This window comes from Clostridium sp. chh4-2 (assembly GCF_002899675.1).
Taxonomy (GTDB): Bacteria; Bacillota; Clostridia; order Lachnospirales; family Lachnospiraceae; genus CHH4-2.
Genome location: NZ_PKUU01000003.1, coordinates 247,342 through 271,534 on the forward strand (window position 1 = coordinate 247,342; position 24,193 = coordinate 271,534).

Sequence of the window (24,193 nt, forward strand, 5' to 3'; positions counted from 1 at the left end):
TTTGCGTAAAAGAATGTGAAAAATACTGAGAAATTTTGTATAATTAAAGTATTAAAAACGTGAGGAATTAACACGGCGGAACCGGAGACGGAATCATGCGCCGGGACGGAAAGGAGAATGGATTGGAAGCAAAAATATACGAAAAACCATGGCGTTTAAAAACCAACAAAATTCAGTATCTGATAAAAGGAGGGGAGTTGTTAAAACGTTTCTTTGGCTACGAAGATGAAGGGAATTTGTGCTCCCAGGTGTGGATCGCATCCACGGTAACTTCTTCCGTAAATGGAAATGAAGGGCTGTCCCAAGTGGAATTGGACGGGGACTGCCGCTATCTGAAAGACATGATTGAAGAACAGCCGGTTCAGATTCTGGGAGAAAACCATGTGGAGCGTTTCGGGAGTTCTGCGGGGGTTCTGATTAAGATGCTGAATTCCTGCGACCGCCTGTTGGTGCAGGCCCACCCCGATCAGGAAAAGGCCAAACGGTATTTTCATTCCGATTATGGGAAGACGGAAAGCTGGTATGTGCTGGATTTGGATGAAAATGTGGAATCGCCCTGCATTTATGCGGGATTTAAGCCGGGGGTGGACCGGGAATCCTTCCGCCGTTTGATTGAAATCCAGGATACGGAAAAGATTCTGGACTGCCTCTACCGGTTTGAGATTCAAAAAGGCCAGGTGATCCTGATACCGGCCGGTCTGCCTCATACCCTGGGGGCGGGAAGCCTGATGATCGAGATTCAGGAGCCGGTGGATATCACCCTGAGGGCGGAGCGCATCCGTCCCGACGGAAGCGAACTGCCGGAAGAATCCCTGCACAGCGGAATCGGTTTGGAAGCATTGCTGGACTGCTTTGATTTCACCATCCGAAGCGAGGAAGAGACCAGAAAACGGATCTTCATCTCTCCGCGCATTCTCCGGGAAGACGGTAAGATAAGCGAAGAAGTCCTCATCGGGCCGGATACCACAACATGCTTCGGAATGAACCGGATCAGAATGAACGGGATGGGTGAAACGAGGACTTATGAGAAAGAAAACGGGGCATTTACCATTGTGCTGGTTACGGACGGCTGCGGCAGGATCGTGACAGACGCGGGAGAAGAAGCGCTTTTAAAAGGTACGGAAATCTGGATTCCCAACGGGGTGAAAACCTACCGCTATGAAACGGAAAACAGCCTGGAAATCGTGGAATGCTATCCTCCGCAAATATAAGTCAAACGTTTGAGTAAAAAGTTATCCAAAACAGGCCTTTTTGTGTTAAGATAGGGACATGAGAAAATATAAAAAGTAGGAGAAGAAAGGCGGTAAGCACAATGGAGAATGTATTGGTTGTCCACGGCGGGGGACCAACAGCAGTCATTAACTCTTCCCTGTATGGTGTTATAGAGGAAGCGAAGAAAAGCGGCCGGATCGATAAGGTATACGGCGCAATCGGAGGCAGCGAAGCCATTTTTAAAGAACGGTTCCTGGATCTGATGCAGTTTCCGGAAGAGAAATTAAAACTTTTGCTGGAGACACCGGCAACAGCCATCGGTTCTTCCAGATATGCTCTGGAGCAGGAAGACTATGAAGCCATGGTGGAAATCTTTAAAAAGCATGAGATCAAATACGTGCTTTTAAACGGTGGAAACGGAACCATGGACACATGCGGCAAGATCTATGAAGTTTGTAAAAATGAGGGAATCTGCGTGGTAGGCATTCCGAAAACAGTGGATAACGACATTGCCATTACCGATCACACGCCGGGATTCGGAAGCGCCGCAAGATACATAGCCGCTACCACAGAAGAAATCGGCGCGGATATCAAATCACTGCCGATTCACGTTTGCGTCATCGAGGCCATGGGAAGAAATGCCGGATGGATTACAGCCGCTTCCGTATTAGCTAGAAAGAAACCGGGCGACGCACCTCATCTGATCTATCTGCCGGAGCGTGCATTTAATGAAGAGGAATTTTTAGAGGATGTAAAACGCCTTTATGACGAACTGGGCGGAGTCGTTGTAGTTGCCAGCGAAGGCCTGCGCGGAGAAGACGGGGAACCGATCGTACCTCCGATTTTTAAATCAGGACGCGCGACTTACTATGGAGACGTAAGCTCCTATCTGGCAAACCTTGTGATTCAGAAGCTGGGCATCAAGGCCAGAAGCGAAAAACCTGGAATCTGCGGCCGTTCTTCGATCGCATGGCAGTCTCCGGTAGACCGGGACGAAGCGGTTTTGGCAGGAAGAAAAGCGCTGCAGGCTGCATTAAACGGAGAAAGCGGCGTGATGGTGGGCTTCATCCGTGAGGAAACAGAAGACGGTTCCTATAAGATCCAGCTCCGTATGATTCCGATTTCAGAAGTCATGATGTACGAAAAAGTGCTTCCAAAAGAATACATCAACGAGCGCGGAAATGACGTGACAGAAGAATTTGCAAAATGGTGCCGTCCATTAATCGGACCGGAACTGAGAGACTTTATCGATTTCCAGGAATACATGGATAAATAATGATGCTGTCGAAACAGCGGAATAGAGGTTGACATGAAACACATTTTTTTGAATTTAAAGAGATTTGATATTCCCAAAGAGATGGGCGGCGTAAACAGCATTGCTCCCATCCAGGAATGGGGAAGCTATATTGTATCCAGCACTCAGAAGCAGTTAAAAGAATATGCAGGGAAAGATGTGGAATTCGTAATGTATTTTCCGGAAGCCCATTTAATATCAGCTGCCGGAGCATTGGATGAAGACAGCATGGTTTCCGTAGGCTGCCAGAGCGTATACCGTGAGGATACGGCTGTGGGCGGCAATTTCGGAGCATTTACCACAAACCGCACGGCAAACGCTGTAAAGGCGATGGGATGCACCTCCACAATCATCGGACATTGTGAAGAGAGAAAAGATAAAGCGGGTATTCTGGCAGAAGCCGGAGTGACCGATACGGCGGCCGTAAACCGCCTGCTGAACAAAGAGATCAAAGCGGCGATCAAAGCAGGACTTTCCGTATTATACTGCATCGGCGAATCCTCAGAAGAGCAGCCGAGATGGCAGGAAGTGTTAAAAGAGCAGCTGAGCACAGGATTAGAAGGCGTGGATACTTCAAAAGTGACCATCGCTTACGAGCCGATCTGGGCCATCGGGCCTGGCAAGATTCCGCCGGATCAGGAATATATCACCATGATCGGAAGCTTCATTAAAGAAGTGACCGGCGGCCTGGATGTTGTATACGGCGGCGGATTAAAAGTTGACAATGCCAAAATGCTGGCTTCCATTCCCGTGATGGACGGCGGCTTGATCGCATTGACAAGATTCCAGGGTGAGATCGGATATTATCCGGATGAATACTTAGAGATCATTAAAACCTATTTTTCGTAACTCATTTATGTAAAGGGTGAAGGCATTTTCGAAAATGCCTTCACCCCTGATGTAAAAAATTTAAAGGAGAAGAACACATGAAGTTATCATTTGAATACGGCCAGGGCCTTATGACAGCAGATTTACCAGACAGCACCGATATCTTTATCCCAGGAGAGACAGTTCCTGATCCGGCCTATATTCCGGAAGACCAGTTGGTAGAAAAAACATTGGAATCCATCAGAAATCCTATGGGCATGGAGCCGTTATCCAAGCTGGCTCATAAGGGATCAAAAGTTACAATCATATTCCCGGACCGCGTAAAAGGAGGCGAGCAGCCTACCTCTCACAGAAAGATTTCCATCAAACTGATCTTACAGGAATTATATGATGCAGGCGTTGAGAAAAAGGATATCCTTCTGATCTGTTCCAACGGACTTCACAGAAAGAATACGGAAGCCGAGATCCGCGGCGTGTTGGGCAATGAACTGTTCAACGAATTCTGGTATACACACCAGATCATCAACCATGACAGCGAAGATTATGACCATCTGGTAGACTTGGGAACAACCGACCGCGGCGACCCGGTTATCATGAACAAATACGTTTATGACAGCGATGTTGCGATTCTGATCGGCCATACACAGGGCAACCCATACGGCGGATATTCAGGCGGTTACAAACACTGCGCAACCGGCATTACCCATTGGCGTTCCATCGCATCTCATCACGTTCCTGAAGTTATGCACAGAAAAGACTTCACTCCTGTAAACGGAAAGTCTCTGATGAGAACAAAATTCGATGAAATCGGACAGCATATGGAAAAATGCATGGGCAAGAAATTTTTCTGCTGTGATGCCGTTCTGGATACAAAATCAAGACAGATCGAAATCAACAGCGGTTATGCGGCCGTTATGCAGCCAAAGTCCTGGATCACAGCGGACAAACGTACTTATGTTCCGTGGGCTGAGAAGAAATATGATGTGATGATTTTCGGTATGCCTCAGTTCTTCCATTATGGCGAAGGAATGGGAACCAACCCGATCATGCTGATGCAGGCATTATCCGCACAGGTGATCCGCCATAAGAGAATCATGAGCGACAACTGCGTTATCATCTGCGCATCCATCTGCAACGGTTATTTCCATGACGAATTATGGCCATATTTAAGAGAAATGTACGATATGTTCCAGAAAGATTACATGAATACCCTGCCTGATATGAACCGTTACGGCGAGTATTTTGCAACCAATGAGGAATATATCCGCAAATACCGTTACTGCAACGCATTCCATCCGTTCCACGGTTTCTCCATGATCAGCTGCGGACACATTGCGGAAATGAACACTTCCGCCATCTACCTTTGCGGCGCTCAGGAACCCGGATATGCAAGAGGAATGGGACTGAAGACAAGAGCGACTATCGAAGAAGCATTAGAGGATGCTAAGAAGAAATATGTAGGACCAAATCCGAACATCCTTGCACTTCCTCAGACCTTTAAGCTGGGAGCCGTTCATCTGATGATGAAGGATGAGGTTTATGAAGGAAAAGGCGCGGAAGACTGTGGCTGTGCAGCACATATGATGCATCACAAATAGGGGGCTTTGTATAATGAGACACGAGTATTATAGTTATGATAAAGAGCAGCTGCTGGCAAATCCAAAGATCAAGATGATCTGCATGGAAGACAACAGCCAGGTTTTCAAGACCATGGCAGACCAGATGGCAGAAGAGATTGAAGCCCACAATGCAAAGGGCGAAAAGACCGTGTTTATCTGCCCGGTAGGCCCGGTGGGACAGTATCCATATTTTGTGGAACTGGTAAATTCAAAAAATATCAGTCTGAAAAATGTCTGGTTCATCAATATGGATGAATATTTAGACGATGAGAAGCAGTGGGTGCCAATGGATCACCCGCTCAGCTTCCGCGGGTTTATGGAGCGCACCGTATATTCCAAGATCAAACCTGAACTGGTTATGCCGAAAGAGCAGCGTATATTCCCGGATCCCCAGAACGAGGGATATATTCCGGAACTGATTGAAAAGCTGGGAGGCGTGGATATCGCATTTGGCGGCATCGGCATCAACGGCCATGTGGCTTTTAATGAAGCGGACCCGTCTTTAAGCAATGAAGAGTTTTTAAACCAGAAGACAAGAGTTCTGAGCATTTCTCCTGAGACAAGAGCTGCCAATGCCATCGGCGATTTTAACGGAGCCCTTGAGGATATGCCTCATTATTGTGTGACCATCGGTATCTATGAGATCGCCCATGCCAGAAAGATTCGTTTAGGATGCTTTAGAAACTGGCACAGAGCGGTGGTTAGAAGAGCTGGATACGGCGAGCCGACTTCAGAATTCCCGGTAAGCCTTTTACAGTCCCATCCTGACCTGACCCTGACATTTACTGATTTTGTCGCAAATCTGGAAGATTAAAAGGAGATAAATTATTATGCCAATGATACCATTAAGACCTCTTATGGAGGCAACCATTAAACATGGCTTCGGACAGGGTGGATTCAATGTTAACGCAGTTGCCCAGGCAAAAGCCGTAATAGAAGTTCACGAGATGTTCCGCTCCCCTGCTATTTTGCAGGGCGCAGATTTAGCCAATGGATTTATGGGCGGCAGAACCGATTTTATGAACGCCACACTGGAAGATAAGAAAATCGGCGCTAAAAATATTGCCGACGCTGTTAAAAAATACGGCGCAGATTCTGAAATCCCGATTGTACTTCATCTGGACCACGGCAGAGATTTCGATTCCTGCGTGGCTGCAATTGAAGGCGGTTATACGTCCGTTATGATCGACGGTTCTTCCCTTCCGTTTAAGGAGAACATCGAACTGACAAGAGAAGTTGTAAAATATGCGCATGCAAGAGGCGTGAGCGTAGAAGGCGAACTGGGCGTTTTGGCAGGAGTGGAAGACCACGTATTCTCCGCAAGCTCCACTTACACCAACCCTCTGGATGCAGTTGAATTCTTCAAACAGACCGGAGTTGACGCTCTGGCAATCTCTTACGGCACCATGCACGGCGCTTCTAAGGGCAAAGACGTTAAGCTGAGAAAAGAGATCGCAGTGGCAATCAGAGAATGCATGAACCATACCGGCATTTTCGGCGCTCTCGTTTCCCACGGTTCTTCCACCGTTCCGAAATATATCGTGGATGAGATCAACGCACTGGGCGGAGAACTGACCAATACATACGGTATTTCCATCGAAGAATTAAAGGCTGCAATCCCATGCGGAATCAGCAAGATCAACGTGGATACGGACATCCGTCTGGCAGTTACAAGAAATATGAAAGAACTGTTTGCAAAATATCCGGAGAAGAGAACCAGCGCCTCCATCGGAGCGATTTATGAGCTCCTGGAAGCTAAGAAAAACCAGTTTGACCCTCGCGTATTCCTTCCGCCGATTATGGATACCGTTATGTACGGCAATATTCCGGACGACGACGTGGCCGCAATTGTGGACTGCGTAGAACGCGGAGTGAAAGAAGTTGTGGGAACTCTGATTGTTCAGTTTGGTTCCTATGGAAAAGCTCCTCTCGTTGAATGCGTAACATTAGACGAGATGGCCGACCGCTATAAAAAAGCAGGAATTTAATCTTAGTGCATAAATCTCTATTTAACTAAGATACGCCGGAAAGAAGGGGAAACCTGGGCGGGCGGCGGTAATGATAAGAGATAGGGGATTCGAGTTTCGACCCTAAGAGGTACTAAGGCCGCCAGAAACGGAAAAAGGCAGCGCGGCGCCATTCACGATGAACTCTTTATGACTTCATCGTTCAGTGGCGCCTCAAATACTGATTCGGTATTCAGTATTTGTCTGCCTTTTTCCGTTTCTGCCGACCAAGTACCTCTAAGGGTCTGCAAACGATCCCCTATCTCTTATCATTACCGCCGCCCGCCCAGGTTTCCCCTTCTTTCCGGCTGTTGCTTGGCTAGCTGAGTATAAAAAGATTTGGTGGATATAAGAGTAAATTTTTACATCAAGGGTGAAGGCTTTTTAAGAAATGCTTTCACGATTTAATGTAAAGGGTGAGGTCATTTTGTGAAATGCCTTGACGTTTAAAGTTAAAACCCGAAGTCATTTCTGAAAATGCCTTCACGATCTATATAAATTTGGCATTACGTAAATACTAATTCAATAACATTGTTTTTAACCAGGCCAGCGAAAACCAGCACGGAATCGGGAGGCGGAGCCGGAAGACAAAGGTCGGAGGGGCTGTCCGGGCCGGGGAAGGAAGATGCAGCCAAATGGGATCGTATGGAACCCCTGTAGTGCTACTTAGGTCCGTAAGGACAGAACGAGGCAGGTAAAAACTGATTTCCGTCTCAGTTTTTAAAGCGCCACTGAGCAGCGAAGTCATCAAGAGTTCACTGCGAATGGCGCTGACCTGCCTCATTCTGTCCTTACGGGCCTTAGTAGCTCTTAGGGGCGAATCCCGAATCCCATTTGGCTGCATCTTCCTTCCCCGGCCCGGACAGCCCCTCCGACCTTTGTCTTCCGGCTCCGCCTCCCGATTCCGTGCGTACCTTCCGCCACCCCCGTTAAATAACAATTTTTCATTGCTTGTATTGTTGGGGCGGCCGAATTATAATGTATTCAAAGAAGCTGCAGAATGGAATGTTTAATATTAAAAGACGCAGAGTGAAGAGAGCGGGTGGTGAAAATGGAGAATAAAATTTTGCTGGTTGACGATGAAAAGGACATTGTTGATTTGATGGAGGAAGTGCTGAAAAAAGAGGGATTTCATGTGATTCAAAAGGCCTATACCGGGACGGATGCGCTGAAAATCTGCCGGGAATTTCAGCCTGATGTGATTGTCCTGGATATTATGCTTCCCGACATTGACGGGCTGGAAGTCTGTAAGCAAATTCGAGAGTTTTCTTACTGTTCGATCCTATTCTTGTCCTCAAGGAATGATGATGTGGATAAAATCCTCGGTCTTTCCTGCGGCGGTGACGATTATATTACCAAACCCTTCAGTCCGCGCGAGGTGGCATTCCGCGCCAAGGCACAGCTCCGCCGTCAACAGTATCAAACGGACCTTCCCTTAGAAACGGGAGCCTGTTTGACTGTTGGCCCGCTTTCAATTGATAAAGAAAGCTGCCGGGCCTATAAAGAAGGGCGGGAGATTGGACTGACAGGCCGTGAATATCTTCTGCTTTCTTACCTCATGGAAAATGCTGATAAAATTATCAGCAAGGAGCGGCTATACGAGCAGGTTTGGGGAGAATACAGCTCTATTTGTGATAACACGATTATGGTGCACATACGGCATTTACGGGAAAAAATAGAAGATTTCCCCTCTCATCCGCAACAGCTTATTACCGTGAAAGGATTGGGCTACAAGCTCAAAAAGAGGATTGGGTAGATGAAACGGTCCGGCTATCGTACAATATTTCACATATATTTGATCTTCTTTTTGTCGCTGTTAGGCGCTGTTTTGTTGGCGGGAAGTCTTTTCTTTTTAGCAATTACCGTTCAAAAGGCGGATGGCCGGATTGCAAGGAGCGACTGGCCGAAACGATTTACGGAGGAATTTAAGGAACAAATCATCTTTATCGATAAAAACCCCCAGATTAAACAGGCGGGGATTACAGCTTTGCAGGATAATGGAATCGGCGTTCAGCTTTTAGACGCTTCCGGTCATGAAGTATTCAGCTATCAGAAGCTGGAACAGGTAAATACATCTTATTCCGGTATGGATTTGCTTCAGCTCTATCAGGCTGGCCGGGTGGAAGGCGATGGAACAACCGCTTTTATCGGCACCTTTTCTGATGATGAAAATGAGTATGCTTATATACTATATTTTCCTGTGAATGTCTCAAAGATCACAATGTATCTAAACGGAGAGCGTTTTACAGGCGGCAAGACGATGATTCTGCCAATTCTGTCAGCGCTGTTTTTGCTTGTGCTGATATCAGGCGTTCTCTATGGCTTTTTTACAACAAGAGCGATGAAACGGCTGACCACTGCGGTTCGGGAAATTTCAGAGCGCCGCTATCTTCCTGTTAAAGATTCAGGCGCATTCCGTGATTTATATCACAGCCTGAACACGCTGGATGAGGAGATCAAGGCCAGCGATCAGATGCAGGCGCAAACAGAAAAAACGCGGGAGGAATGGATTGCCAACATTACCCATGATTTGAAAACGCCCCTTTCTCCCATCAAAGGTTATGCGGAAATGCTTGAGGAGCCGGGAGAAAAAGGCGAAGAACAATGCAGGCATTACGCGGAAATTATGCTGAAAAATGTGTCTTATATGGAATCGCTTATAAACGATCTCAAGCTGACTTATCAATTGGAAAATGGGATGATTCCGGTAAATAAGGAAGAGCAGAATATTGTCCGCTTTCTGAAAGAACTGGCGATCGACATTTTAAATACCCCGGAATATGAAAATCGTACCATTCATTTTGAAGGCACAGAAGAGTCACGGCTCTTTTCATTTGATAAAATGCTTTTTACAAGAGCTTTTCGCAATTTACTCATCAATGCCTTTGTGCATGGGGATGAGGCTACAGAAATTACCTTACGCATGTCATTTTCTAACATTGGATTGAAAATAGATGTGTCTGATAATGGAAAGGGTATGAGGCCGGAAGTAGCCGGGCATCTTTTTGACCGCTATTACCGGGGAACGAATACAGAACATAAGCAGGAGGGGAGCGGATTGGGATTGGCGATCGCTAAGGGAATTATCGAGCTGCACGGCGGCACAATTGCTGTTGCAAGCGTTCCTAATGTTGGGACGACATTTCAAATTGAATTTTTGACCGGTTAAGGTTAATTAAGGATATCTGAAAATTAGATTAAGGTTGGCAGGCTATCATGATGTTAGTGATAGCTGCCAACCTTTTTTGATTTGAAGAGGCGACAAGACGAAAAAAACGGGAAGAGGCTGTCCGATAGAAAGCAGGTGTTCACATGAAAATCATTTTTAAGTACATTTTTACCAATGTCAAAGAAAGAAAAACGAGAACTTTTGTCATGCTGCTGTCCATATTGCTTTCCACTGCCCTGCTGTTCGTGTCGTTTTCCATAGGAGCATCCTATGAAAGTGCACAGCGAAAAATGGCGCGGGGGATGGCCGGCAGTGCAACGCTCTCAGTAACCGCAGTAAACGGAGGGATTGATTCGGGTATCATTCCGGGGCTGCCCACCATTCAGGCTGTTGTTGGAATTACGGAGGGTACGGCCCTTTACCATGAGAACGGCTATTATGAAACCGTTGATTTGATTGCAGCCGATCTGACCCAACTGAGTAAGATCAATCCTCCCCGTTTGGTAAACGGCGGTGAAATTGAGAATTTTACCGGGAATCAGATCATATTGCCGGACCGCTTTACATCAAAATACGGAGTAAAAAAAGGCGATGCCGTCACGCTGCAAATTGGCGGGGAGCCGGCTTCCTTCCAGGTAGCGGAAGTTGCCGCTTATGATACGGTTTTTCTGCGGCATACGAGAGGAGCCACTGCCTTATTGCCTCTTTCCACACTATCCCAATTATCAGGTCAGGCTGACCGCTATTCAGAAATTTTAATAGAGCCAGCTGAAGGAATTTCCTCTGCTGAATTGAAAAATGAGTTGGAAGAAGTGCTTCCAGCCGGGGAATACCGGGTTTTTGAAGTGGTCAGCGAGGCACAGATTGCCGAAGATGCAAGACAAAAAACCATGCCGTTTTTCCTGATTAGCTTCTTCTCCCTGACAATGAGCATTTATATCATTTACGGCAGCTATAAAGTTATCACCTTAGAACGTTTGCCGGTAATTGGCACATTCCGGAGCATTGGCGCGACACAAAAAGCTGTGACCCGCATTCTGCTGCTGGAAAGTGGTCTGTATGGGGTGACTGGCGGCCTGATCGGAATTCCAGCCGGAGTTTTGGTTCTGAAACGAATCTTACGGGGGATGGGGCAGTCTCTTTCGCAGGGAATTGAGATTCCTGTGGTAATCTCTGGGTTTGGCATCTTATTTTCCTTTGCTGTGGCGGTCATTGTCTCCCTGCTCTCCGCATGGCTTCCGGTGCGCCGGGCCAGCAGGCTGCCGATTAAGGAGGTGGTGCTGGGCGGTGTGGAAGAAAACCATATTCCAGGGCGTTTGATCGTCGGCGCCGGAACCGTACTTTTTGTGGTTTCAATGATCCTTCCAAAGCTGGTATCCGGAAAGGCGCTTTATTTGGCCGGCGGATTCTCCCTGCTGGGATTGATTGCCGCCGCAATTTTGATCATCCCACTGCTGACCAATCTGTTCTCTGGAGGGCTGGAAAGGGTCTATGGGGTAATTCTGGGAAACGAGGGCAGGCTTGCCGCCCGGAATATGCGGGATAACAAAAATACTGCACAAAATATAACGTTGCTGTTTATCAGTATTTCCGCCGTGATCGTCATTACCGTGGTCGGCAATTTTGTAACTGCCTATGTAGGCGACGTATTCAGGGATGCAAAGCTGCAGGGGTTTGCGGACGGAATGATGGAGCCGGAATTTGTGGAGCGGGTAAAAGATATGGAGGGCATTGAAAAGGTGCTGCCGCTTTATGTTTACAAAAACGAGATGCAGGCGGATGACACGGTGCTTAGCCGTTTAGAGGCGACCGACAATCTGGATTGGTACGGCTCCATGATGGCGCTTCATTATACGGAAAAAAACATGGAGGAAAATGCTGTTTCGGCTTTTTCAGAAGAACGGGCTATTCTATTCAGCGAAAGCTGTTTGGAGCGCATCGGCCGTTCCGTAGGGGATACGATCACTTTGACCGGCGGCAGCGGGCAAAAGAATTACCGGATCGTCGGCAGTTTTAAATCAAGGGCCACGGACGTGGAAGCAGTGATTTCTTCCGCTTATGCGGTTTCCGATTTTAACGCATCTGATTATGGCTTTCTTGCCTACACTGCCGCCGATCCGGATTCCATTATGGTACAAATCCGCAGTCTATTTGGAGAAAATGCAAATTGGAGCCGGACAGTAGAGGAATTTAATGCGGACGCACTGTCAACGGTAGGGGCTTTTTTGCAGCCCATGCACAGTATGACCTATTTCATTCTGCTGCTGGCAGCCGTGGGAGTAATCAATAATCTTCTGATCAACTACATGCAAAAACGCCGCAGCATTGCCATGTATAAGTCTGTGGGGCTGTCCAACCGGCAAAATGTAAAGATAACCATGATTGAAGGGTTTTCCGCCGGGCTGATTGGCGCGGTCATTGCTGTTTTTGTTTCCTATATGGAAATTCAGGCAATCTTTCTCGTCGCCGGTCCTAAAATCGCGATGACGCCGGAACTGGATGCCGTCACTTTTTTAGCTGCCGGAGCCATAGGAATTATCATTACTCTGATTGGTTCCGTTGTCCCTGTCTTTAAAAGCCGTAACATGAAACTGGTGGAAGAAATCAAATTTGAATAGATAAAAGGATGGGAGGTCTTTTCCGTGAAACAGGGAATTGGCAGTATTGCCGTTGAGGGAAAACATATTGTAAAGGATTATCGTGTCGGCGGCACAACCACAAAGGTGCTCAAAGGCATTTCATTACAGGTTATGCGGGGAGAATTTGTATCGATCATGGGACCGTCAGGTTCCGGAAAAAGCACGTTGCTCTATATTCTTGGGGGACTGGATGCTCCCACCGGCGGGCATGTTTTCCTGGACGGCGCCGATATATCCCGTTTTGGGGACGAGGAGATGAGCCGTATCAGGAGGCAGAAGATTGGTTTTGTCTTTCAATTTTACAATCTCATTCCCAACCTGAGTGTCGAGGAAAACATTCTGCTCCCTCTTCTTTTGGACGGGCAAAAGATGGGCAGCTATAAAAAGCAGCTGGAGCATATTTTGGAAATTGTCGGCCTGTCTGACCGCCGCAAGCATACGCCGCGTGAATTATCCGGCGGCCAGCAGCAGCGGGTGGCCATTGCCCGGGCTATAATCGGCAAACCGGAAATTCTGTTTGCAGACGAACCCACGGGAAATCTGGACAGCAGGACAGGGGCCGGAATCATGGCTCTGCTGCGTGAAATTAATCAAAGTATTGGTCAGACAATTATTATGGTAACGCATTCCCCGGAAGCTGCAAAAAGCAGCGCCCGGATAATCACCGTTCAGGACGGTATGATTATCTGGGAACATTCAAGCATTGACTGAACCATATTATTTTAACCAGGCCGGAGCCGCTGAGCAGTGAACTCTTTATGACTTCACTATTCAGCGGCTCCGGCCTGGTTTTATCTAAAAATCAGAAAATAAACCTCGAAAAAGCAGCATGAAAAAATGATGATTATGCAAAAAGTAGCCTGAAATAATCATTTCTTGCCCGTAAATTGGCAGAAATATTGACGTAAATCAAAAAGCAGACTATATTCATTATATGATATATCATATTAATGCCAAATAAACACAAAAAAATATACAAATTAACCAATAATCAGCCCGTTTTGACAGGAGGTTACCGGATGGCACTGCGCTACATAGAGGTGAAAAATGAAATACTCCGCTTAATAGAAGGAATGAAGCCAAACAGCAAAGTGCCTTCCCGGCAGTGGCTGTGCAAAAAATGCGGCGTGGCCCGCAGCACGGTGGACAAAGCCATTGCAGAACTGATTATGGAAAACCATCTCTATACCATGAAAGGGAGCGGCACCTATATTAAAGAGAGGGAAGGGCTGTCCACCATCACCAATTTTGGAGTAATTCTTCCGTTCATCATGGAAGGCGGATATCCCAAGCTTTTAAACGGAATTGAGCGCTATGCATCAAAACGGAATATCAACGTTATCGTATGCAGCAGTGAAAATACTCCCCAGAAACAGCACAATTATGTGATGAGGATGATCGAGAGCAAGATTGACGGATGCATTATCATTCCCAGCATTAATTCAGAGATGAATCATTCCTTTTCACTTTTGGAAGAACGCGGAATTCCCTTTGTATTCTGTAACCGGTTTGTGGACGGATTTAACGTTCCGTTTTTGGGAAACAACAATTACTATGGGGAATACGCAGCCACCAAACACATCATAGACGTGGGATGTAAAAATATTGCCTATATGTCGCCGAGAAAATACAGCACCAGCATAGAACGCTACTATGGATTCATGACGGCAATGCTTGACAACGGGATGCCGATCAATCTGGAACATTTTCTTCATGACAACGTTCCGTTGGAAAAATTGAGATATCAGGCGGCGGAGATTTTCTCCAGGCCGGATTATCCCGATGGGGTTGTCTGCTTCAATGATACCATGGCTTCCTACCTTTATCCGATTTTAGCTGAAAAAGGGCTGGCCGTGGGACGGGATGTTAAGATTATCGGCTATGATGACAGCCCTATCTGCGACAATATGAGAGTTCCGCTGTCCTCCGTATCTCCAAAGGCGGAAGAGGTCGGATATGAAGCGGCAAAGGTGCTGATGGACATAGTGATGAGGCGTGTGGAAGAAAAAGCTGGTTTAATCCGGCTTTTCACTCCTGAGTTGAAAATCAGGAAAAGCAGCAGCCAGGGAAAGGAATAATGACAGCAGTTCCCTGAGATCGAAAATACATCGCCAAAATGGCGGAAGTGAGGTTCTATATGAATATTTCAGGTATTATGCCGGCACTGGTAACCCCTTATAAAACCAATGGGGAAGTTAATCTGCCGGAGGTAAAAAAACTGGTACGGACATTGCTTGAGGACGGAGCAAACGGATTTTATATATGCGGCAGCACGGCGGAATGCTTCATGCTGAAAGACGATGAGAGAAAAGCGGTTGCAGAAGCGGTTACAGAAGAGGTCAACGGACGTGTTCCGGTCATCGCCCATGTGGGAACGATCTGGGCGGATCAGGCGGCCGATCTTGCAAAACATGCGGCGTCCTGTGGGGTGACAGCCGTTTCCAGCGTTCCTCCGTTTTATTATAAGTTTACGTTTCAGGAGATTGTGGACTATTATAAAATCTTATCGGATTCCACCGATCTCCCGGTTGTAATTTATAATTTCCCCGCATTTTCAGGGGTGTCCATTAACTCACAGAACATCGGAGAGATCATAAAAAACTGCCGCGTGGGCGGTTTAAAGTATACGGACCACAACCTGTTTGAACTGGAAAAAATAAGGAGAAAATTCCCGGAACTTACCATCATGTACGGACACGACGAGGTGCTGCTCAATGCTCTCCCTATCGGAATCAGCGGAGCAATCGGAAGCACATTCAATGCGATGACGCCTAAATATAAGAGAGTAGTGGACGCATACTACGCCGGAAATCTGGAAGAAGCGTCACGGCTGCAGCATGAAGCCAGTTCGATTGTGGAATTATTGGCTAAGGTAGGAATCTTCCGGGGAGTGAAATATCTTCTGTCCAAAAAAGGAATTGAATGCAATGGCTGCAGAAAGCCGTTCCGCGATTTGACTGCAGAGGAAATGCAGCTGTTGGATCAGATTGGCGATTTGAATTAGTTAAAAGGGGAAGCGGATGAGTATTTTTATAAAAGAAACGGAACCGGCTGCGGTGCATAAGATCGAATCATTTGGAATGGGGCCTTATAAGGAGTACAGGATTCCGGGAATTGTGGTTACGGAAAAAGGGACGCTGCTCTTTTGTTATGAAGGCCGGATGGAATCTCATAATGACTGGGCGCAGATCGATATCGTCGTATTGAGAAGCGAAGATCATGGAAAAACAGTGAGCCGGACCGTGATAGCGGATTCGAAAGGGGAAGAAGGCGGACAGCCGGTCACCTGGAATAATCCGGTGCTGATTGCGGATGGGGAACTGATTCATCTCATTTACCACAAGAATTATGAAACGGCTTATTACTGTGTCAGCGAAGACGATGGAATCACATTTTCCGGTCCGGTGGAGATAACCGGAGCCTTCCGGGAATTTGACTATGGATGGAATGTGTGCGCATCGGGGCCGGGACACGGAATCGTGACACGGGACAAAACCTTAATGGTTCCCGTGTGGATCGCAGACGGAGAGGTGCTGGATGAGGCGGGAAGAAGAAAAGCCCATAATCCGTCCACATCGGGTTTGATCTACAGCAAAGACAGAGGAAAAACCTGGCATGCCGGAGCTTTGGCATCCGGGATTACCAATGCCAATGAAACTTCCATCGCAGAACTGCCGGATGGACGGATACTTTTTAATATCCGTAACGGGGAACCGGAAAAATGCCGGGTTCTGGCGGTTTCATCAGACGGGCTTACTCAGATAGACGAGTGGTGGAAGGAAGAAGAACTTCCCGATCCAAAATGTTTCGGCAGCATGGTAAAGATGGGGGAATCGGGTATTGGATTCGTCAACTGTGCGAACCGGGACCTGGACCATCCGTCCGGCAAACGGATCTTTTTAACCGTATCTGAAAGCCGCAGCGGAAAAGATTGGAATCCCCTAATTTATGTGGACACGTTTGGAGGATATGCGGATCTGGCATGGGACGAAAAGCACCTCTATGTATTTTATGAACAATGTGTATGGAAGGAAGAATTGAAACGGGTGAACCATTTAATCCTGAAAGTGTATGGATTGTAAAGCTGTTTTGGGCAGCGGAATTGGAGGGTAATATGAAAAAACGGATCACAGCGTTAACTATGGCATGTGTTATGTGCGCATCATTATTGGCCGGATGCGGCGGAAAAAGCGAACAGCCGTCATCTGCTTCGGCAGGCAGCAGCGCACAGGGGGAAACAACTGCGAAGACAACAGAGGCAGAGGCTCCGAAAGAAGCTCCGGTCATTGTGATTTATAATAACTCCGGCGCATTTAATGTGGCAGGAGCAGAGGCGGGCAGCGAAGCCGCAGCTTATGAAAAAATGCAGAATTATATTCTGGAGCAGACAGGCGTTAAGGTGGAGATCATCATGCCTCCTTCCGATTCTGGGGCAGCCAAGGAAAAATTAAACCTGCTGTTGGCAGGAGGGGATCAGATTGACGCATGGTGGGGAAACTGGCATGATTATGCGCCCAGCGGCATGATCCTTCCTTTGAATACTTATATCGAAAACGACGAATATAAGGCAATCAAGGATGCATGGGAACCATGGGGCTCCTGGATAGGAACGACCGATACGGACGGAACCATCTGGTCTGTGCCGAGAAATACTTCCACCACTCCGTATCCGATTTTTGTGAGACAGGACTGGCTGGATCTGGTGGGGATGGAACAGCCTTCCACATTGGATGAGCTGAATGAGTATTTATATAAAATTAAAGAATTAGATCCATATGGAAACGGAGAAACCATTCCTTTAGGAACACAAAAGGGCGGCGAAGTTATGGCATATCTGGAATATTCGCTGTTAGGCGGCTTTGTGGATACCGGAAACGGAAGCTGGCTTGATGAGGATGGAAAGGTAAAGCCTGTCTGGATTGCAGACGGATATAAAGATTTCCTGGCTCAGTTAAATACCTGGTATAAAGACGGAATCCTTCATAAAGAGTGTTTCAGTATGGATAAGGATACATTTATACAGAGCATCACCAAAGGCGCGGTAGGCGCTACGGCGGCCTGGTATTCCAGAATCACTTTGAACGACGGAACGTTAACCAAAAACCTGCCGGATCTGGATTTGGAAAAATACGATTATGCATTTGGCATTAACGAAAAAGGAATTACAGGCCCCAACGGCAAATTTGTTCAGACCCGTACCAATGTTTCGCCGGAAGGCTTAATGATCAGCAGCAAGTGTAAAAACCCGGATGCTGTTATGAAGTTTGTAGAGTGGTCATATCATTGGGAAAATTACCAGACAGCAGCTATGGGCATTAAAGACGAGTATTGGAAATATGATCCGAATGACCCGGATGCCGAGAAGAACCGTTCCGTAGTGGCTATTGAAGGCGGACCGAAATACTGCAGAGATTTCCTGGTATCTTTAGGAACTCCTATGGAAATACAGTCCACGGAATATGATGAGTGGGGAAGACAGACTATGCATAATCTCTGGCTTCAGGAACATCTGAATGATTTTGACGTAACCCATGAGCCGGGCTGTGAGTATGGAATCACCTGGCAGAATGACAAATTAACAGAAAATATCCCGGCTTATACAGATATCCGGACATACCGTGATGAAGAACTGGTTAAGTTTGTAAATGGAAACCGTTCTTTGGATACATGGGATGATTTTGTCCAGGAATTATATGGAATGGGACTTGAAGACTGGATCACGGAATATACGAGACAGTATAATGAGAGCAAGTAAAGGAATCAGAGAGGAGCGATGGGTATGTCCAGGCAGCATGGAAAACAGAAAACAGGGCAGTACAGCCAGACGAAACCGTTAAAATATTATTTAAAAAGGGACCGGTTCATTTATCTGCTGTTATTGCCGGGTTTGCTCTATTATTTGATATTCAAGTACATACCCATGTTCGGGATTATCATAGCATTTGAAGATTATAAGCCGTTTTTTGGAATTGAAGGCATTTTCACTTCAAAATGGGTGGGACTTAAACATTTCATAAAGTTTTTCCAGTCGGCTTACTGTTTAAGACTGATTAAAAATACGCTGCTGCTCAGCTTATATACTCTGATATGGGGATTTCCGCTGTCCATCGTGCTGGCGTTGTTTATTAATGAGATCCGGTTTAACCGGTTCAAAAAGGTGGTGCAAACCGTCTCCTATCTGCCCCATTTTTTATCCGCCGTTATTATCTGCGGCATCATCCGTACCATGACCGGTACGGATGGGGGCCTGCTCAATGCGCTTATTGTACATTTCGGAGGGGAACCCATCTATTTCCTGGGAGAAACCCAATGGTTCAGAACGATCTATACCGTGTCGGATGTGTGGCAGACAATCGGATGGAACAGCATCGTGTTTATCGCAGCCATGTCCGGAATTGACAAGGCCTTGTATGAAGCGGCCAAAGTGGACGGGGCCGGTGTGTTAAAGAGAATGTGGTATATAACGCTTCCTGGAATTATGCCGGTCGTAACCATTATGCTGATCATGAGAGTGGGAAATATTCTGAACGTGGGATATGAAAAAGTTCTGCTTTTATATTCCCCGCAGATTTATTCCGTATCGGATATCATAAGCACCTATGTATACCGGGAAGGTTTGATAAACCAGAACTATTCCTTCGCGACGGCTGTGAACATGTTCACTTCTGTGGTTTCCCTGGTTATGGTGCTGGGTACCAATTATATCACTAAGAAAATGGGGCAGGAGGGGGTTTGGTAATATGAAACGCAAAAAGAATCTGTTCACCAGCGAAAATCTGTTTCAATTGATTAACGTACTTTTGATGATAATATTTATGGTTATCATCATGGTCCCCATCCTGACTGTAATTATGACATCGTTTGTCAGCGAAGCGGAGATTGCCAGAAGGGGTTCCTTCATCATTGTTCCGGAAAAATTTGATTTTACCGCCTATAAACTTTTATGGGGGAGTTCCAGCAATATTATACGCGCTTATGGCAACACCATCTTCCGTGTGGTGGTAGGAACTGCTTTAAACCTGTTTTTTACGATTACCCTGGCATATGCTCTGTCCAAACGCGATTTGAAGGGACGAATGGTTCTGACCGGGCTTATCTTTTTCACCATGCTGTTTTCCGGCGGCATGATCCCCACCTTTATGCTTGTAAAGGCAGTGGGGCTGATGGACAGCCGGTGGGCCATGGTACTGCCGTGTCTGGTCAATACGTGGAATCTGTTCGTCATGAGGAATTTCTTTTACGGAATTCCCGACAGCCTGGAAGAGGCGGCGGTTTTGGACGGCGCCAACCAGATTCAGATTTTAACCAAAGTGGTGCTGCCGCTGTCAAAGGCGTCAATCGCAACCATTGGCCTGTTCTATGCGGTTCATCACTGGAATGCATGGTTTGACGCGATGCTTTATATCAATAAAACGTCCCTCCTGCCCATGCAGAACATTCTGAGAAATATCATTACATCGGCCTCCTCCCTCGGCGATTTGAGTTCGGAAGCTTATAACTCTTTGGACGTGCTGCCGCCCACCCAATCATTGCGTGCAGCCGCCATAATCGTCACCACATTGCCGATTGTAATGGTATATCCGTTTATACAGAAATATTTCGTTAAAGGCGTAATGGTTGGATCGGTAAAAGGATAGTTTCGGTCAGGAAAGCAGTTTTTTATAGCTGTGATCCACACATAATGCGCCGAACGGTGCGGTTAAGAGTATGGAGATTACCGCCACCGTCAGCACTAAATGGCCGCAGGACAGGCCCATCGACAGAGGTATTCCTCCGATGGCAGCCTGAACTGTGGCTTTTGGCGTGTAGGCCATCATGCAGAAAAGCCGCTCTTTGGGAGAGAGGGAGGTTTTTAACAGGCAGATAAAAACGCCTGCCATGCGCATGATAAGGGCGCCTGCAACCAAGAGTACTGACAGAATACCGGCTCTTGCAATATAGGAAATATCCACCGTAGCGCCTACCAGCACAAATAAAAGCACTTCCGCGGCCACCCAAAGCTTGTTGTATTTGGAGGACAGGCGGACCGCCAATTTCTCATATTTTTGTTTCAGCATAATTCCCATGCTCATAATGGCCAAAAGCCCTGATAATGGAAGAATCCCTTCCAAGCGCGTCTCACATTCCAACAGCAGGAAAGAAATGCTGATAATGATCAGAATTTTCACGGAATCCCTCATATGAAATCTCTTAAAAAATACAATCAGCAGAAAACCTGCCAAAAAACCGGCTGAAATTCCGGTCAGAATGGAGATGGGAATCTGAAAAAAGCTGAATGCGTCTATCCGGCCTCCCTGTGCCAAAGCGGTGAATGCGGTGAATAAAACGATAACAAACACATCGTCAACCGAAGCCCCGGCCAGAATCAGCTGGGGAATGCTGTGGGCCTGTCCATATCCTTCTTCCATAATTCGGATCATTCTCGGAACGATCACAGCCGGAGAGACGGCCGCGATGACGGAACCGATGATGGCCGCATCCAGGATGGAAATGCCAAATATCCGCGGAGCCAGCAGCATAACTCCGGCAATCTCAAAACATGCGGGGAGAAAGCACATGAGGACGGCAGGGCGTCCCACCCGTTTTAAGTCCCTGAGGTCCAAAGACAGCCCGGCCCGCGTTAAAATGATGACCAATGCGGCTTTTCTAAGGTCCGGCGAGATGGAAATTACGGCTGGAGACAGGGCGTTTAATACGGAAGGCCCCAGGATCATGCCAGTGATCACCATGCCCAGCAGGCTGGGGAGTTTCAAATGGGAAAACAGGGTGCCGAGAGCCAATCCCAGCAAAAAAATAAGAGCAAAACTTGTTAACATACATATCCTCCTTATGACGCAGAAAAAGCTGACAATTTCTGCGTGTATTCGCAGAAGTCATCAGCTTATAAAAGCGGTTTAAGTCATATGACTTGGGGAGAACCTCATTCCCGATGGGTAAAATTATAGCCCAGAGAGCGGAAAAAATCAAGATTATTTTGGAAGATCAAGAATATTTTTCTGGCCTTTCCATGAAAATAAGTGGAAGCTTTCATTGAATAATGGTATAATGGCGAAGAAGCGCAGGAAATTGCTTACGGATGATAGCAATCCGTGAAAGGAGTATAGAATGTCAGATAATAAACCGATAAAGAATCCGGGGCTGATTATGGCAATCCGGGTGATGAGAGAAGACCCAACTCAGGAGACTCAGGCAAGAGTTGTTGAAGAGATAATGAAAGCGCGTTTCCTTGCACCTGTAGTGCTGGAAGCTATGCCGTTTACCGTTGGTTCCAACCGTACATCCTTCAGAGACAGATGCAGAATGAAGTTTTTAAGCATCCATGACGGAAAGGGAAACCGCTTTTTCCCAGCGTTTACGGATGATAAGGAACTGGAAAAATTCGAGCTGGAGCGGGGACAGCAGGTGTCTCATTTAACATTTGAGGACTATGCCAAGATCATCATGGATGACCAGTCGGCAGGCGGTTTTGTTATAAATCCGTACAGCGACAATCTGGTCTGCGACAGGGATATGGTGATGCACTGGATCGGCCATATGGCAGGAAAACACGTGGAAGGCGAAGGCCAGAGAATCCGCTTGGGACGTCCGAAAAATATGCCATCAGAGCTGGTATTGGCAGTTTCTGAGTATCTGAAGGGCCAGGAGCTTGTGGAGGCCGCTTACCTCACCATGATGCAGCCGGAAGGCCAGAAGAGCGGGTACTTAATCGTCGTGGATATGGAAGGCGGCGAAGGAGATGTGGACGCCGTTTATGATGGAATCGCCCAGGCGGCCAAAGATCACCTGAATGGAATGTACCTGAATGTGGAGCCGATCAGCTCAGGGTTTGGACAGGCTGCGGTGAAGGATCAGGAAGCTTTTTATAAGAGATAGATTTGAATGTGTTTTTATAATGGAACGATTGAAAATAGGGAGCAGAGAGAGAATGAGCCGGCCAAAGAACAGGCCGGACGTTCTTTCTTCTGTTTTTTTATTTAGGCTGAACCTGGCTTACAAATATATATATCTTTTTCATATCACTCAAACGTTTGACTAAAAAAAAGGAAAATTTGTCCTGGCCTGTGATAGAATATAGTCAGATGAAAATATAGCGACGGAATCGGGAGGTTATCAGATGAAAGTTAGAGTTAACACGGAAAAATCCATGGCATTTATCAATCAGGATGCGTTCAGGGAAAACTTAAAAAAGGGAGCTGAAATCGCAAAACATTTGTATGAAGACGGCGATCCGGATCAGGTTTTAGGATGGCTCCATACTGAGACAGCGGCGGTCCAGCTGGAATTGATTAAGGAAAAAGCAAAAGAGGTCCGCGAGCAGGCGGATGTATTTGTGATCGTGGGAGTAGGCGGTTCCAATCAGGCGGCCAGAGCCATGATCGAGGCGTTAGCGGACAGAAAAGGTCCGGAAGTGGTTTATCTGGGCAACAGCTTATCGCCTCATTATATCGCTCAGATGATGAAGCGGCTGGAAGGCAAAAGCGTATATATTAATGTGATCGCCAAGAACTTTGAGACGTTGGAGCCGGGAAGCCATTTCAGGATTCTGCGCCAGTACATGAACAGCAGATATTCAAAAGAAGAGATGGCAAAACGGGTGATTCTTACAGGAACCATCGGTTCCAGACTGGAAGAAATCGCTGTGGAAAACGGCTATACCTTCCTTCAGTTTCCGGTTCCGATCGGCGGAAGATATTCCGCATTTTCACCGGTCGGACTGTTCCCGGTGGCGGCAGCAGGCTTAGACCTGGACGGATTTTTAGCGGGAGTGAAGTCTGCGGAAGAGATGTGCATAAACCAGACCGCTGAGAACCCGGCAGTGGAATATGCGGCGGTGAGAAATCTTTTGTACCAGCAGGGATTTGACGTGGAGATGCTGGTTTCCTTTGAACCACAGTTTGCATTTTTCAATAAATGGTGGATTCAGTTGTTCGGAGAGAGTGAAGGAAAAGAGAAAAAGGGCATTTTCCCGTCAGGAGCCATCTATTCTGAAGACCTGCATTCCATGGGACAGTACATGCAGGATGGAAGAAGAAATCTGATCGAGACATTTTTAACCGTAGAAGACCCTAAGGCCAGCGTGATTATTGAAAAAGATCCGTCCTTTGGCGACCGGTTTGATTATCTGGACGGCATGGATTTTAAGGAGATCAACCACATTGCGGAAAAGGCAACCATCGATGCCCACGCAGAGGGCGGAGTGCCGTGCATTCAGTTTTTAATCGATGAGATTACAGAAGAGACCTTTGGAGAATTGTACTATTTCTTTATGATGTCCTGTGCCGTTTCCGGAAAACTGATGGGAGTGAATCCGTTTGACCAGGAAGGCGTGGAAGAGTATAAGAGAAGTATGTTTAAAGCGTTAGGTAAAAAATAACCGGGTTTTTAATGAAAGCATGAATAAAAAATGAAAGCATGAATAAAAGATG

General features: G+C 46.7%; 19 protein-coding genes and 1 riboswitch. Of the genes, 18 read left to right on the forward strand and 1 reads right to left on the reverse strand.

All coding sequences use genetic code 11. The features are described from left to right. Positions 1–122 precede the first annotated feature (122 nt). The 16 genes from C0033_RS04570 (at position 123) to C0033_RS04645 (ending at position 20,404) form a co-directional block, all read left to right on the forward strand. Complete coding sequence (locus tag C0033_RS04570; protein ID WP_180994562.1) at positions 123–1,211, forward strand: type I phosphomannose isomerase catalytic subunit; 1,089 nt, start codon at positions 123–125, stop codon at positions 1,209–1,211. Between the two features lie 101 nt (positions 1,212–1,312). Beyond that, a complete protein-coding gene (locus C0033_RS04575) occupies positions 1,313–2,488 on the forward strand; it encodes a diphosphate--fructose-6-phosphate 1-phosphotransferase (RefSeq protein WP_103226688.1) in 1,176 nt (391 codons plus the stop codon). Positions 2,489–2,521: 33 nt separating this feature from the next. Continuing rightward, positions 2,522–3,355 carry a triose-phosphate isomerase family protein gene (locus C0033_RS04580; RefSeq protein WP_103226689.1) on the forward strand — a complete coding sequence of 278 codons (834 nt, stop codon included), beginning with the start codon at positions 2,522–2,524 and terminating at the stop codon, positions 3,353–3,355. 77 nt (positions 3,356–3,432) lie between these two features. Beyond that, complete coding sequence (locus C0033_RS04585) at positions 3,433–4,932, forward strand: lactate racemase domain-containing protein (protein ID WP_103226690.1); 1,500 nt, start codon at positions 3,433–3,435, stop codon at positions 4,930–4,932. Positions 4,933–4,945: 13 nt separating this feature from the next. Further along, positions 4,946–5,767 carry a glucosamine-6-phosphate isomerase gene (locus C0033_RS04590; protein WP_103226691.1) on the forward strand — a complete coding sequence of 274 codons (822 nt, stop codon included), beginning with the start codon at positions 4,946–4,948 and terminating at the stop codon, positions 5,765–5,767. A 16-nt stretch (positions 5,768–5,783) separates the two neighbouring features. Then, positions 5,784–6,941, forward strand: a complete 1,158-nt coding sequence (locus tag C0033_RS04595; RefSeq protein WP_103226692.1) for a class II fructose-bisphosphate aldolase — start codon at positions 5,784–5,786, stop codon at positions 6,939–6,941. Between the two features lie 1,069 nt (positions 6,942–8,010). After that, positions 8,011–8,715: a response regulator transcription factor gene (locus C0033_RS04600; protein ID WP_180994563.1), complete on the forward strand. Its 705-nt coding sequence runs from the start codon at positions 8,011–8,013 to the stop codon at positions 8,713–8,715. Beyond that, positions 8,716–10,128, forward strand: a complete 1,413-nt coding sequence (locus C0033_RS04605; protein WP_103226694.1) for a HAMP domain-containing sensor histidine kinase — start codon at positions 8,716–8,718, stop codon at positions 10,126–10,128. A gap of 143 nt (positions 10,129–10,271) precedes the next feature. Then, positions 10,272–12,746: an FtsX-like permease family protein gene (locus tag C0033_RS04610; RefSeq protein ID WP_180994564.1), complete on the forward strand. Its 2,475-nt coding sequence runs from the start codon at positions 10,272–10,274 to the stop codon at positions 12,744–12,746. Positions 12,747–12,770: 24 nt separating this feature from the next. Continuing rightward, positions 12,771–13,478 (forward strand): ABC transporter ATP-binding protein, encoded by a 708-nt coding sequence (locus C0033_RS04615; RefSeq protein WP_103226695.1) that lies wholly within the window; start codon positions 12,771–12,773, stop codon positions 13,476–13,478. Positions 13,479–13,786: 308 nt separating this feature from the next. Further along, positions 13,787–14,845, forward strand: coding sequence for a substrate-binding domain-containing protein (locus C0033_RS04620; protein WP_180994565.1), 1,059 nt, complete (start codon positions 13,787–13,789; stop codon positions 14,843–14,845). Between the two features lie 59 nt (positions 14,846–14,904). Then, entirely contained in the window at positions 14,905–15,771 is an 867-nt protein-coding gene (locus C0033_RS04625; RefSeq protein ID WP_180994566.1) for an N-acetylneuraminate lyase, read from the forward strand. A 16-nt stretch (positions 15,772–15,787) separates the two neighbouring features. Further along, positions 15,788–16,849 (forward strand): sialidase family protein, encoded by a 1,062-nt coding sequence (locus tag C0033_RS04630; RefSeq protein ID WP_103226775.1) that lies wholly within the window; start codon positions 15,788–15,790, stop codon positions 16,847–16,849. A gap of 32 nt (positions 16,850–16,881) precedes the next feature. Continuing rightward, a complete protein-coding gene (locus C0033_RS04635) occupies positions 16,882–18,522 on the forward strand; it encodes an extracellular solute-binding protein (RefSeq protein ID WP_180994567.1) in 1,641 nt (546 codons plus the stop codon). A 24-nt stretch (positions 18,523–18,546) separates the two neighbouring features. Then, positions 18,547–19,506 (forward strand): ABC transporter permease subunit, encoded by a 960-nt coding sequence (locus C0033_RS04640; protein ID WP_103226699.1) that lies wholly within the window; start codon positions 18,547–18,549, stop codon positions 19,504–19,506. Between the two features lies 1 nt (position 19,507). After that, on the forward strand, positions 19,508–20,404 hold the full coding sequence (locus tag C0033_RS04645; protein WP_103226700.1) for a carbohydrate ABC transporter permease: 897 nt from the start codon (positions 19,508–19,510) through the stop codon (positions 20,402–20,404). 6 nt (positions 20,405–20,410) lie between these two features. Here C0033_RS04645 and C0033_RS04650 read toward each other — a convergent pair whose 3' ends face one another. After that, positions 20,411–21,583 carry a cation:proton antiporter gene (locus tag C0033_RS04650; protein WP_103226701.1) on the reverse strand — a complete coding sequence of 391 codons (1,173 nt, stop codon included), beginning with the start codon at positions 21,581–21,583 and terminating at the stop codon, positions 20,411–20,413. Positions 21,584–21,627: 44 nt separating this feature from the next. After that, positions 21,628–21,704, reverse strand: a riboswitch (Fluoride riboswitch). 168 nt (positions 21,705–21,872) lie between these two features. On the opposite strand from C0033_RS04650, the gene C0033_RS04655 reads away from it, so the two are divergent. Both C0033_RS04655 and C0033_RS04660 read left to right on the forward strand, forming a co-directional pair. Next, a complete protein-coding gene (locus C0033_RS04655; RefSeq protein ID WP_103226702.1) occupies positions 21,873–22,640 on the forward strand; it encodes an enhanced serine sensitivity protein SseB C-terminal domain-containing protein in 768 nt (255 codons plus the stop codon). 241 nt (positions 22,641–22,881) lie between these two features. Continuing rightward, a complete protein-coding gene (locus C0033_RS04660) occupies positions 22,882–24,141 on the forward strand; it encodes a glucose-6-phosphate isomerase (protein WP_103226703.1) in 1,260 nt (419 codons plus the stop codon). Positions 24,142–24,193 lie beyond the last annotated feature (52 nt).